This window comes from Bradyrhizobium sp. IAR9, from assembly GCF_013408065.1.
Taxonomy (GTDB): Bacteria; Pseudomonadota; Alphaproteobacteria; order Rhizobiales; family Xanthobacteraceae; genus Bradyrhizobium.
On sequence record NZ_JACBZW010000001.1, the window covers coordinates 382,802 to 394,990 of the forward strand.

Sequence of the window (12,189 nt, forward strand, 5' to 3'; positions counted from 1 at the left end):
GCCACCATGTCGGCATGGGCCAGTCTCGATCGTCCTCCGGTGGACACTGCTCGGAAGGGCCGTGTATGGACCCGTGCACGTGAAGTGATGTCATCACCTCAAGCCGTCAAAACGAACCTGGAGCAATGCCCATGAGAATTACCGTCGAGACCAACGTAGCCGCCCCCGTCGATCAGATCTGGCGTGCCTATACGACACCTGCCGACATCGTGAAGTGGAACGCCGCCTCCGACGACTGGCATACGACCAGGGCTACGGTTGACCTGCGTGACGGCGGCGCCTTCTCGTCGCGCATGGAAGCCAAGGACGGCAGCATGGGTTTCGACTTCGCCGGCAGCTACACGAAGATCGTTGAACACAAGCGGATCGAATACGCGTTCGGCGATCGAAAGGCCGAAGTCGAGTTCGTGCCCGGCCCAAAGGGGGTTGTCGTCCGCGTCGTCTTCGACAGCGAACCGACGCACTCGGTCGAGCAGCAGCAAGGCGGTTGGCAGGCGATCCTCGACAGCTTCGCGCGATATGTGGAGGCAAAGCAGAATAAGTCGTGACGTTGTGTGTAGCAGGAGATGGCGGTCCTGACGGGCGGGGTCGGATTTCCGCGGAGTACCTGACGGAAATTTAGTCCGCTTAGGGTCCTGGCTGTGTAAAAACGCGAGAATGCGAAAGACGGATAGAATAGCGTTCTTCAGTTCGCCGTCTAACTCGAAGTCGCTTGCGAACATGAGCGCTAGATCGGCCTTGGACGAACAACTTCTTCTATCGCTCTCATCTATCTCGGCGTTTTCACACAGCCAAGGTCGCTTGCCGACATCCGACAGACGGCGACCGAGGTCAGCCACGGGCCAAAAGCGGAAGCACCAGTCACAGTAAAGTGCGCGTCGGCCTTGACCAAATTAGGACGCTCACAATTCGAGGAGCCACCGCGCTAAAAGCCAAAACCGAGGCCGGACCGGATGATCCAGATGCCGATCTCGATTCCTAAATTTAGACGACCGCTATGGACTTCGCGTTCAGCAGATCGTGTAGACCGATGGCCTTCCGATCATTGAGTACGATCCTCTCCGAACCAACATAGCTCAGCTCGAACCGTCCCCCCTCGTTGTCAATGGTTCGTACGCCGTCGAGCACTGCAAGAAGCCCAAACAGCGATTGATGGACCGCTGTCGCAATCACGTGATTGACGTTATCGGCGTCTTCCGCTCTCAAGCCATTGTACCAGTCGGAGCATGCGCGCTCCCGGAGCGGCACGCTCCTACCCGGCGGGTTCCTTAGATTGGCTATTGTATCTTCGACTGCGGCATCCCTCACGAAGCGCTTGATGGCTTCAACGAATACTTCCCTGTTCATAGCAGCCTCTCACCTCTCCGGCGGTATATGCTGTCTTATGTGGATCATCAACACTCGGGAATGTGCCCAAGTCTGCTTCGGGTCAAAAGCTGCCGTGGCGCACCATGTTGCGATTGGTCCGCTGAGGGTCAAAGCGGAAGTCGCCACTGGTCGGTCGTCGCAGCCCCGCGAGCGCTGGCTGCGACGATCTTTCGGGCAGCCCAAATTTCCGCAATCCTCCGTATCGGCGAAATATCAATCCCCGACTCTGGAAGCGCGGATGATCATGCCGGTATCAGGTCGATAATGCGCATGATCGCGACAGTTGAGCCGACATTCTCGAGATCTTCGCCGATGCCTTTCTTGCAAGTCCAAACATCACCCTTCTTCGCAACAAATTCCATGCCGTCGGTTTGTTTCACCCGGAGTTCGCCCTCGGGTACGTGGCAAACCATGTCATTGGGCATGGACGGGTTGGAAGTCTTTGCACCTGGCTGATAAACGACATCGCGCATTGAGACTGTTTTGTAGCCCGGGATCATCGACTCGCGTTTACCCCAAGGTTGGATGCTTACGCCTTGTGGTGGCTTAGTTTGTGCGGAGGCTGATGTTCCCGCCGCGAGCACCGCAGCGGTTGCAAAACCCAGTGATAGCGCTGATCTTCTGTTGATCTTCGTCATCGCTGCTCCTTTGGGCATTTCGGCCCGCAGGCCTATCCTTAGGGCCTTGGTGTGCAAACTACACTGGATGTTCAGCCGAAGCGCAACCAAAGATTTGCAGGCGGGTGGCTAGTGCAAAATAATGCCCGTTTAGGGTCAAAAGCGGCGGTCGGGGCAGGTGCGGCCCCGTGTCCGGTCAACTGCTAACAGCAGACCTCCAAACCGGCTCAGTAGTTTTCAGCTCAGGGCCAACAGCGGAAGCCGCGCTCATTCAATCATCTCGTTGCGCAGATAAGTCCTTGGCTCAGATTTCATTTCGGCAGCCCGGGGCAATGTGCCAGCACGCCGGTTGATGGAAACTCGGCGCAGCGGAGTTGATACCGCACGGGATCACCACAGTGGTACCCTGACCTTCCGCCGCCACTGTGGGGCCAAGTCGCTCGGGCGGGGGTCGCATGGTGGTCGGCGCACGAGACGGAAAGTTCCACTCCGGCGGCCTGCCTGTGACTGCGTCCGGATAGGCAAATCGCGGAGCGACGCTCCGACGTCGGCTTTCGGGGAGCACACGCGTCATGGATGAAATCCTGCGTTGGGTGGCGACAGTCGGCACGATCGGCGCCGGGCTGATCCTAGCTGCCCGGGCGCGGCCACTCATTACCGGCTGGGCCTTCGTCGTACTGAGCGGTGCATCGGTGATCTGGATCGTCGTCGGCTATCTAACAGCGGAATATGCGCTGATGGTGCAAAACATGGTGGTGACACTTATCAACGTGTTCGGCGTCTACCGATGGCTGATCTGGAAAGGAAATGTATGAAAGCGCTCTGCCTGCGCGCTCTGCCGCCCTCGCGCGCACAGGTCAAGCTTAGCTCGGCGGCCTCTGTCCGGTCTTACTTCACGTCCATTGGGGGATTTGCGGGTTAGCGCCAATAACCTACCAGCGCGCGCCACTCGAATATGAGGACTATGCTGCCGACCAGCACGGTCCCGACCCCGAACATTATCAAAATCATTTGGAGCATCGAAACACCGCGTGCTCTGTCAATGCCGCTAAGTATCAAATTGGACGGTTTTCCCGAAACCCTTACTTGGGTGGCTGCAAGCCCGGCGAGGTCAACCAATCGCTTAGATGCGCGCCGGTCTCAGCAATCCTGGCTCGCTTAAGCAAGCCCTCACGTTCCGCACCGGCGGGCAAGTCGCCGGGCCCGCTCTTTGAGCGTAATGGCCTGTTCGGCCATTCGTTCTTCAAGGGAGCGAGTTTGCTTCACTCTTTTGCGGCGATCTCCCATGGCGCGGCTCCTCGAAAAGTTTCCGACCACTCCAAAATGGAAAAGGTAAGATCGGTTCCCCTACCGGGTAAGCCTAGTCCATCGGATATACAAATTGAGAACGGGAGTAAGTCCGATATGGGTCAAAAGCGGCCTAAGCAGGCATCGTCGTGAAGGTCAGCTACGGGCCAAAATCGGACTCATGCATCGCAGCAAATACCATCTCTATTCGATCACCTCATCGGCACGAACGAGTAACGAGGGCGGCACAGTGAGGTCGAGCGCTTTGGCCGTTTTCATGTTGATGACTAGCTCGAACTTGGTCGGCTGCTCTACCGGCAGATCGGCAGGCTTGGTGCCCTTGAGGATCTTATCGACGTAGCCGCCTGCACGGCGGCGAGTTCCTCGGTCTTAGTCGCCTCGACTATAGACAGAGCGACCCCGCGCTTCCGGGCTGTGCTTGGTACCTCCTCAGCTAACAGCAGCCTGTGCATTGGGTTGTCGCGATTGACTAAGAGCGGCGGATGTCTCGACAGGTCAGCTTTGGGGTCAAAAGCGAATATGACGACCCAGTCGCTTTAGCAGCCTCAGCGGCGCTGAATCTGGAAGATTGACCTAAACCACTCAACTGAAGGCCGCACCAGCAGCCATCCTCGCAACCCAAGAGCCTTCTTGCAGGCGAGAAACCACCACCGCCGCGTTCGTTGAACGCTCGGATCGATACTCACCGCAAGCTTAGAAAGGCGTGCTGAGCTTTCCATCGCTCCTTCATTGAAGGCGGCGCTTGCGCAGCTGATCGCTTCAAGAGCCGACATGTGGATCAACCAGGCACGAAGATCATCAGCGTTCGTCAACCTGGCGGCGCAACTATTCAGGAAGTGATCTATCGCCGCCTTGCGTTGGAGCAGGTCTTGCTCCCGCGAAGGCTCGCTTGACATATTGGCCGAGTGCGATCGATACACAGCTTGATCAGCAGCAATGACCCCCACGTCGCCATGTGCGGCGAGCCGTAACCACATCTCCATGTCAGAGGCGTAGGGCAAGTCAGCCAAATACCCGCCTACTCTTTTCTGCAGGCTCGTGCGGACCACTACGGTGGGTGACAGCACGATATTTCTTGCGCCGCTAAGCGCAATGAAATCGAGTCCGGACAAAACGTGGGTTCTGGATCCCACTCCTGTTCTATGGCGCGAACGCTCCCCCCGTTGATCCACGACAACCGCGCCTCCGAAGGTGAAAGCGACAGAAGGATGATCGTCCATCAGATCCGCCGATCTGTTGAGGGCACCGGGCAGCAGGTAATCGTCCGCAGACAACAAAAGCATGTAGTTGGCCTTCACCCAGGCGATGCCTTCGTTGGCGGTAGCGATGAGACCTTGATTCGAGGTGTGCCTGCGGTAATTGACGCGGAGATCGGAGCCAACCAACTTCTTCGCAACTTCCGCAGTATTGTCGGGCGACGCATCATCGATGATGAGCACGCGCAATTCGGGACCGGATTGCGTCAAAACGCTCTCGACGCACTCTTGCAGGAAGTGCCCGTACCGGAAGCAGGGAACAACGACGTCTACAGAGCTCATTTTGTCGGATTCCACCGACTTACAAAAAGCGTCGAGATCTATCTGTTCAACAAAATACGGATTGAATGGGTTCCTGCCGGCTTCCATGGCCGGTAGTTCATCGGCTCCTTTCAACGCTGCCGATCAAATCCGCTCCTTAACTCCCCGAGTCCGCAACGGGTCAAAAGCTACGCTCGGCAGTCAGCATGACCTTGGTCAGGTCATCTCTGGGAAGCGGACATCGCCGCGCTCTGGGCTGAGGTCGCCCACGGGCCAATCACGTCGATTTGGACCGCTCTAGGCAAGTCCGATCTACCCTTCAAAGGCGACATGAGGCGACAGGCGGATTCAGTCGCATCCGCAAACGTCGAACTATTGGCCCCGGCTGCCCATCACCTTGGGTCAGTTCGGGCGCAGCTTCGGGGGCATCGTAGCCAAAGTGGACGACCAGGTGCCCTTGGCTTGCTTTCGCCGAAAGGTGGTGGTGAAGCTGGGTTATGTGATGGGGATCCTGCCCGAGCGGGCGTGACTCGCTCGCATCACGCTGTGAAGCATGAACGCTGCTAGCGGCCATCTCAATTCGTCGTGGTCTTGCCGCCGCGCATGGACACGAGCTTTTCCTCACGAAATCGGAGAATGAGCCATGCGGTCTCGTCGAAACCGTCTGCGAGCTTTCCGTGGTGAGAATACACCATCTGAGCAGCTTTCGACTTCGACGGCGGTCCGAGCGCCGTGACTACCTCCGAACGCGACATACCTAAATGCAGCTTGCCGTCGAAGACGAGGGGCGCGAACTTTTCCGGGATGATGGCGCAATCGGTCGAGGGTTCGGCGTCTTTCTCGGTGAGCTCTTCAACGATCTCTGTGACGAGATGGTCCGGGCCGCCTATCTCTCCGCTGGATACGACCCATAATCGATGCTGCGCGCGCCTATAACACAGCCAATAGATGCTACCTCCAGCGTCTCCCTGGTGTTGGATGGTCCCTTCGCCCACGGCTTCGCGAACCGCGCCGAGCCGCGTCTCCTCGAAGCGGCCGGCGAATGCGCCTAGCGAAAAGCGGGTCGCCAATCTCTTCACGACCGTCGGCGGCACGCGCTCGAACGCATGTTCGTCGAACGGCGGCGGCGGTGTCTGCGCGGAGCAGTCGTGCGCGGGGATCGCGAAAAGGAGAAGCAGCAAGAGAAGCGTCTTTCGACCATCAACTCCGAATTGCCTTACATTGGAGGTTGAGCGCTTCTCCATAGCTCGATTGCTCATCATTTTGTGCTCAGAGCTTTCTTCATTCGCCTGATCGCTTCTGGGGCGTCGGAAGCGGCCGGGGATAGCCTCTCGCTAATTCCCCGAACCCTCTTCCGACCCTTGGTCGGGATCACAATTCAGATGGTTCATACACGAACTCGGTCAGCTTCCGGTCCGGGTCACTTGCTGAGCTCGCCGGGCCGACGCGTGAGGGCTGCTTCAGCGCAGCAACCGGACTCCGCCCTTGCGAGCACTAGTCCTTAAGCCCTTCTCATCAGCCTCAGCGAGGCCGCAAGGCGCAGACTGCGCTTGCCGGCGAGTGCGATGCCTTCGAGCTCACCGCTGTCCTCGTTGCAGGTCCCGGAGAAGCCGATCCCGACCTCATAGCCGCCGAACACGGGGTTCTCGCCTTTGGCCGGCGTGTGCTCCTGGTTGAGCATCTCTCCCTTCCAGCGGCCTTCTGCCGAAGAGTAAGAGCCGAGATAGTAGAAGAACGCATCGCCGCCGAGGATGCGGCCGTCGATCAGCAGCATCACGCCGGAGAGCCCAGCATCGACGCCGTCGAGCGCGCGCAGACCCATCCCGTAAAGCCCGTTGGCGATGCCGCCCTGCCCGATCGTGCCGCGTGGCGGCAGCGCCCCGTCATCGAGCCGCGTCAGGTTGGCCCAGAAACCGGCGCCCGGCATGGTGTCCGCGCCGCCCGTAAGACGGATCTGGTTGCCGTGCAGCCGGCCGCGTGCGCCGATCCTGGCGACATCGGCGCCCATCAGCGGCTTGTAATGGGGATCCTCGTTATGCCGCTCGGTAATCACCTCGGCGATGATCTCGCCATCGCGCTCGGCATAGGTGCCGAGATGCGCGAAGGCCGAATTGCCGCCCAGCATCTTGCCGTCATGCAGGCACATGATGCTGCGCCCGAACGCATCGTTGACGCCGTATTCAACCTTGTAGAGTCCGTCCAGCAACGCAATGAACCCGTAAAATCGGAAAAGAATCGCGGGCTACCTAGCATTGCCGCCGCCGCTCGGCCATCCGGCTTTTCCGCGCAGGGCCTTGCGGAACAGCCGCGGCCGCGATGCCATCATGCCCCTGATTTGCCCGACGGGTCAATCATCCGTTTCGCTTAATCCGCAAGCGAACGATTTCATTGATCCGTTATTTCAAAGGCTTGGCTACTGTGCATGGGGTTGTTTTCGCGTTTCTTGTTTGCCGCTGGGCTCATCAGGCGTCAGTGACGCTTGAAATACTGCACCTCGCGCTCGTGTTTCTCGGCGGCCGCGCGGCTCCGGAAGGTCCCGAGGTTACGACGCTTGCCGGTCTTCGGATTCACCTTGCGTGAATAGAGGCGGTATTCGCCGGATGCCAGTTTGCGGATCATGATCGCGCTCCGTTGTGTCTTGAGATCAACGGCGTCCACGCGGTTGAGGTTCCGTCGCGTGCGGCTCTGCTCAGAAGCACAGCGTGGTGACGAGCTTGCCCTGCTTGTCCTTGATCGCATAGGGGCAGCGCAGCCGCTCCAGCGCCTTCTTGGCGTCCTCGTCGCCGAGCGCTGTGGCGCGCTCGTAATAGGCCTTGGCGGCGTCCTTGTCCCTTGCGCCGCCGCGGCCGCCTTCCGCGAAGGCCCCCATCCGCTCCAGCGCGCCGGGATGGTTTTGCGCCGCCGCCTTCTCGAACAGCCCACGCGCCGCGACGTCGTCCTTCGCGCCGCCCGTGCCTTCGGAGAGCATCAGGCCGAGCTGGTACTGCGCCTCCGCATTGGTCTCGGCAGCCTTGCCGAGCAGCGCGCGCGCCTGCGCGGGATCGGCCGGCGCGACGCCACCTGCGCCGCCGAGCGCAGCGAGGTTGCTGACGCCGCGGGGATTGCCTGATTGCGCCGCCTTCTCGAACAGTTTTCGCGCCTGCGCCTCGTCCTTGGCGATGCCGGAGCCGGTGCCATAGGCAACACCGAGCTCGACCATGGCCGCGCTTGATCCCTTGTCGGCGGCCCTGCGCCAGACAGCGATCGCCTCCGCCATCTGCCGGTTGGCGGCGTAGGCGCGGCCGAGCGCGAACATCGCGCGGCGCGAGGACGGCGCGGCCTGCTTGCAGAACCTGATCGCCGTCGCGACGTCGGAGGCAGCGACCTCCGCGACGCCCCTCACGTCAGCCGGCTTGTCGGGGTCGCTGGGATCGGCCGCGACCCGGTCGCACAACACGAGATCGGCCGATTGCGCGCGCGCTGCCAAGGGCGCGGCGAGCACCAGGACGATGGCAAGGAGACAAGTCCGCATGGTCGTCACGTTGCGTCCCCGCCCCGGCAAATTCAAGGCTCGAGTCCCGATTGGCGCAGGACGGGTACGACCTCGGGCGATGCCAGATAGCGCAGCAGCCGGTCCGCAGCCTCGGCATGCTTCGCCCCTGCCATGCGGCCGGCGGAGAACACCGCCGGTGTCTGCAGCTCGTGCGGGATCGGACCAACCACCTCGATGCCGCTAACCTGCTTCAGCTCGCTGATCTGCTGCACAGCGAGGTCGGCCTCGCCGCTGACGAGACGCTCTGCCGTAAACCCCTGCTCGACGATGGTCGCCTTGGCGTTGATCTCGGCTGCGATCCCCATCCGCACGATCAGCTGGGCGAAGTAGACACCGCTCGCGCCCAGCCGCGAATAGGCGATGGACCGCGCTGCGAGCAGCGTCCTGCGCAGCGCCGCTTCGCTTCCGATATCGGGATGCGCCTGCCCTGCCCGCACGGCAATGCCGACATAGGAGCGCGCCAAATCGGCCGCGCTCCCGGCGAGCACACGGCCCTCCGCGATCACCTCGTCCAGCCCTTCGCGCGTGAGGATCACGAGATCGGCGGCCTCGCCGTCGCGCAGGCGCTTCAGCAAAGCGAGGGTCGGCGCGAAGTCGGCGTCGATGCGGACGCCGGTTGCGGCTGCATACGCGGACGACAGGCTGCGCATCGCGCCCATCAGGCCGAGCGTCGAGAGCATGCGAAGGTTTTCCATGAGCGATTTCCGTCGCGATCAGGCGCGATGCATCAGCTTGAGCGCCGCGGTCAGGCGCAGGCTGCGCTTGCCGGCAAGCGCGGTCGCCTCCAGTACCGCCTCTTCCGCGTCGTAGCGGCCCGAGAAGCCGATACCGACCTCGTGGCCGCCGAAGATCGGGTCGTCCTTGGCCGGCGTGTGCTCCTGGTTGAGAATCTGGCCCTTCCAGCGCCCGTTCGCGGCGGTGTAGCTGCCGAGATAGTAGAATGCCGCATCGCCGCCGAGGATGCGGCCCCGGTTCAGCAGCATCACGCCGGTGAGGCCGCCGTCGAGACCGTCGAGCATGCGCAGATGGATGGAGTAGAGACCGTCGGCGATGCCCCCTTCGCCGATGCCGCCGGCGATCGGCACCTCGTCTTCCGTGATCGGCGTCATCACCGACTGGAAGGGAATGCCGGGCAACTCCTTCAGTTCGCCCTTGAAGCGATAGAGGTCGCCATCCGCCCAGCCCTTGGCGAGCAAGGTCGCATCATCGGTGCCCGCCATGGCGCGATAGTTCGGATCGGGGTTATGGCGGACGGTGCTGATCACGACGTCGACGCCGCTGTCGGTCTTCTCGTAGGTGCCGATATGGGCGAAGGCCGAATTGCCGCCGAGCATCTTGCCGTTGCCGGCATGCATCACGCTCCGGCCGACGGCGTCGCCGAGCTGAAATTTCACCTTGTAGAAGCCTTCAAACACCAGCCGTCCCCGGCCCTGCGCGCATCCTGCGGGCACTCTATCCCGCTTTGGGCCGACATGGACAGGCTTCACGCAACGCAACCCTGCTGCATCACGGGAATGGCTGTCATCAAGATGCTAAAAATCCGCCGGCGCCTTTCAGCTCCGGCGGATTGAAAGCCAACCCGGGCCAGCCCCCCAGCCCGGGCCGGGAGGATCTTAGGCTGCGGCCTTCTTGTCGGCCGGCACGGAGGCGATCGTCTTCAGGATCTGCGAAGCGATCTGGTATGGGTCGCCTTGCGAATTCGGACGACGGTCTTCCAGATAGCCCTTGTAGCCGTTGTTGACGAAGGAGTGCGGCACGCGGATCGAAGCGCCGCGGTCGGCAACGCCGTAGCTGAACTTGTTCCACGGCGCGGTCTCGTGCTTGCCGGTCAGACGCTTGTCGTTGTCCGGGCCGTAGACGGCGATGTGGTCCATCAGGTTCTTGTCGAAGGCGGCCATCAGGGCCTCGAAATACTCCTTGCCGCCGACCGTGCGCATGTACTCGGTCGAGAAGTTGGCGTGCATGCCGGAGCCGTTCCAGTCGGTGTCGCCGAGCGGCTTGCAGTGGAATTCGATGTCGATGCCGTACTTCTCGGTGAGGCGCAGCATCAGATAGCGGGCCATCCACATTTCGTCAGCGGCCTTCTTGGAGCCCTTGCCGAAGATCTGGAATTCCCACTGGCCCTTGGCAACTTCCGCGTTGATGCCTTCATGGTTGATGCCGGCAGCGAGGCAAAGGTCGAGATGCTCTTCGACGATCTTGCGGGCGACGTCGCCGACGTTCGAAAAGCCGACGCCGGTGTAGTACGGGCCCTGCGGCGCCGGATAACCCGAGGTCGGGAAGCCGAGCGGACGGCCGTCCTTGTAGAAGAAGTATTCCTGCTCGAAGCCGAACCAGGCGCCGGCATCGTCGAGAATGGTGGCGCGCTTGTTGGAGGCGTGCGGGGTCTTGCCATCGGGCATCATGACTTCGCACATCACGAGCACGCCGTTGGTGCGCGCAGCGTCCGGGAAGACGGCGACCGGCTTCAGCACGCAATCGGAGCTGTGGCCTTCGGCCTGCTGGGTGGAGGAGCCATCGAAGCCCCAGAGCGGAAGCTGCTCGAGCGTCGGGAACGACGCGAATTCCTTGATCTGAGTTTTGCCGCGCAGGTTCGGAGTCGGCGTATATCCGTCGAGCCAGATGTACTCGAGCTTATACTTGGTCATTGAGCCTCTCTGTAGATGATGCGAAAGGTTGGGGGCCTGGCGGCCCCCGAACGTTTTGTACCCGGCCATCATCGGCCGGCCCCTTACAAGCATTTAACGTGCCAAAAGGCCGCAGCGCGGGAGGTTGTCCACCGCGCCTGTCCCCTGCCCGGTGTCCACGCGATGTCGACGGCGTCGTGCGTCATAGCGGCGCACCATTGCGTGTAGCTGCACCGCAAAAATCCCGCGAAAAACGCCCGATTCTGAAGCAGGCCGGCCCGCGCCGGAGGTTGCCGATGAAACGCGCATCAACGTCCAGCAATTTTCGCAAAGCTTCACGCCCCTGCCTAGCAACCTTTGGAATGGCCCAGCCGTTAGCCACCGACACCATGCCTTAGGGGATGCAGTAGGCCACATGCCTACAAATTGGGCGGAAACTGATTTCGTTTTCAGCACTTTGCAATTCGGGACGCGCGGCCGATATGGGGATTCCAGTAACCACAATCGAACGAGTCGGGCGCACCATGGAGGCCAAGGCGCTTCGACCAAGGAGAAATCGCAATGATGAACAATGGTCTGAGTCACGGATCGGCAACGATCTACCAATTCCCGGTCGGGGGCCGAGCGGCTCTCGCGGGACGCCGCTATGGCGAGACCCGCCTTCCTGCCGATCACGCTTCGCTTCCTGCGAATGTCTCGATCTGCAGCGACAGCTGGTACCACCAAGAGGCGGTCGACGACGCCAAGCCGAAATGGGATCGCTGATGCCTGTGGTTGGTTTGAAACCGCCGCGCGCTCGCAGGCGCCCGGCGGCCGTTCGAAAAGGGTCGAAACAGCGATGTTTCGGCCCTTTTTGATTCTCGGGTGAACTACGCCGTTCAGATCACCGCGCAGGCCGTCACCGGCCGCTTCAGATGCTTGACCGTGGTGGCCCCGGTCTTGCCGATGGTCAGCGTGATACCCGCGCCCGAATAGCGTTTTCCGGCGACCGACAGCCGCTTGGCGAGCGTGACCGGCTCGCCGTCGATCTGGAGAAAGGCCCGCTTGTCGGCGTCATAAAATGCAACGATGAACTGAGTACCATCGGCGCAGCGATAGGTCTGGAACGTCTGCGCTTCAGTCTGCCGCGCACTGGTCATTCCAGCCGCCAGCATGGCGGTCGTCAAAAGAATGGCCTTGTGCCGGCCCATGATCGCCCCCTGTAATAGCTTTCAAGGACG

The 12,189-nt window shown here is 61.1% G+C and carries 14 protein-coding genes and 1 pseudogene; 3 read left to right on the forward strand and 12 right to left on the reverse strand.

Annotated elements, in window-relative coordinates; genetic code table 11:
• Window positions 1–131: 131 nt before the first annotated feature.
• Entirely contained in the window at window positions 132–548 is a 417-nt protein-coding gene (locus GGD67_RS01835; RefSeq protein WP_179730655.1) for an SRPBCC family protein, read from the forward strand.
• A 436-nt stretch (window positions 549–984) separates the two neighbouring features.
• On the opposite strand, the gene GGD67_RS01840 is transcribed toward GGD67_RS01835, so the two are convergent.
• A complete protein-coding gene (locus tag GGD67_RS01840) occupies window positions 985–1,347 on the reverse strand; it encodes a hypothetical protein (protein ID WP_179730656.1) in 363 nt (120 codons plus the stop codon).
• A gap of 263 nt (window positions 1,348–1,610) precedes the next feature.
• Window positions 1,611–2,006: a cupin domain-containing protein gene (locus GGD67_RS01845; RefSeq protein WP_179730657.1), complete on the reverse strand. Its 396-nt coding sequence runs from the start codon at window positions 2,004–2,006 to the stop codon at window positions 1,611–1,613.
• 551 nt (window positions 2,007–2,557) lie between these two features.
• Between GGD67_RS01845 and GGD67_RS01850 the strand changes: the two genes are divergently transcribed.
• Window positions 2,558–2,800 carry a hypothetical protein gene (locus GGD67_RS01850; RefSeq protein ID WP_179730658.1) on the forward strand — a complete coding sequence of 81 codons (243 nt, stop codon included), beginning with the start codon at window positions 2,558–2,560 and terminating at the stop codon, window positions 2,798–2,800.
• 676 nt (window positions 2,801–3,476) lie between these two features.
• On the opposite strand, the pseudogene GGD67_RS01855 reads toward GGD67_RS01850, so the two are convergent.
• The 9 genes and pseudogenes from GGD67_RS01855 to GGD67_RS01895 form a co-directional block, all read right to left on the reverse strand.
• Window positions 3,477–3,647, reverse strand: a pseudogene (locus tag GGD67_RS01855) (ABC transporter substrate binding protein); the annotation flags it as partial.
• A 191-nt stretch (window positions 3,648–3,838) separates the two neighbouring features.
• The gene (locus GGD67_RS01860; protein WP_179731391.1) at window positions 3,839–4,831 is read right to left on the reverse strand and encodes a glycosyltransferase; all 993 of its coding nucleotides are present in this window, start codon (window positions 4,829–4,831) and stop codon (window positions 3,839–3,841) included.
• Between the two features lie 554 nt (window positions 4,832–5,385).
• Window positions 5,386–5,991, reverse strand: coding sequence for a hypothetical protein (locus GGD67_RS01865; protein WP_179730659.1), 606 nt, complete (start codon window positions 5,989–5,991; stop codon window positions 5,386–5,388).
• Between the two features lie 320 nt (window positions 5,992–6,311).
• Window positions 6,312–7,016, reverse strand: coding sequence for a hypothetical protein (locus GGD67_RS01870; RefSeq protein ID WP_179730660.1), 705 nt, complete (start codon window positions 7,014–7,016; stop codon window positions 6,312–6,314).
• A 263-nt stretch (window positions 7,017–7,279) separates the two neighbouring features.
• Window positions 7,280–7,429 carry a hypothetical protein gene (locus GGD67_RS01875; RefSeq protein ID WP_007591825.1) on the reverse strand — a complete coding sequence of 50 codons (150 nt, stop codon included), beginning with the start codon at window positions 7,427–7,429 and terminating at the stop codon, window positions 7,280–7,282.
• Between the two features lie 70 nt (window positions 7,430–7,499).
• Window positions 7,500–8,321 carry a tetratricopeptide repeat protein gene (locus GGD67_RS01880; RefSeq protein ID WP_179730661.1) on the reverse strand — a complete coding sequence of 274 codons (822 nt, stop codon included), beginning with the start codon at window positions 8,319–8,321 and terminating at the stop codon, window positions 7,500–7,502.
• A 32-nt stretch (window positions 8,322–8,353) separates the two neighbouring features.
• The gene (locus tag GGD67_RS01885; protein WP_179730662.1) at window positions 8,354–9,037 is read right to left on the reverse strand and encodes a substrate-binding domain-containing protein; all 684 of its coding nucleotides are present in this window, start codon (window positions 9,035–9,037) and stop codon (window positions 8,354–8,356) included.
• An 18-nt stretch (window positions 9,038–9,055) separates the two neighbouring features.
• Window positions 9,056–9,757, reverse strand: coding sequence for a GrlR family regulatory protein (locus GGD67_RS01890; protein WP_092263019.1), 702 nt, complete (start codon window positions 9,755–9,757; stop codon window positions 9,056–9,058).
• Window positions 9,758–9,955: 198 nt separating this feature from the next.
• The gene (locus tag GGD67_RS01895; RefSeq protein WP_179730663.1) at window positions 9,956–10,990 is read right to left on the reverse strand and encodes a glutamine synthetase beta-grasp domain-containing protein; all 1,035 of its coding nucleotides are present in this window, start codon (window positions 10,988–10,990) and stop codon (window positions 9,956–9,958) included.
• A 540-nt stretch (window positions 10,991–11,530) separates the two neighbouring features.
• Here GGD67_RS01895 and GGD67_RS01900 point away from each other — a divergent pair.
• Window positions 11,531–11,734, forward strand: coding sequence for a DUF2735 domain-containing protein (locus tag GGD67_RS01900; protein WP_018317483.1), 204 nt, complete (start codon window positions 11,531–11,533; stop codon window positions 11,732–11,734).
• A gap of 113 nt (window positions 11,735–11,847) precedes the next feature.
• Here the strand turns inward: GGD67_RS01900 and GGD67_RS01905 are convergent, their stop codons facing one another.
• The gene (locus GGD67_RS01905; protein ID WP_092263016.1) at window positions 11,848–12,159 is read right to left on the reverse strand and encodes an MliC family protein; all 312 of its coding nucleotides are present in this window, start codon (window positions 12,157–12,159) and stop codon (window positions 11,848–11,850) included.
• Between the last annotated feature and the right edge of the window lie 30 nt (window positions 12,160–12,189).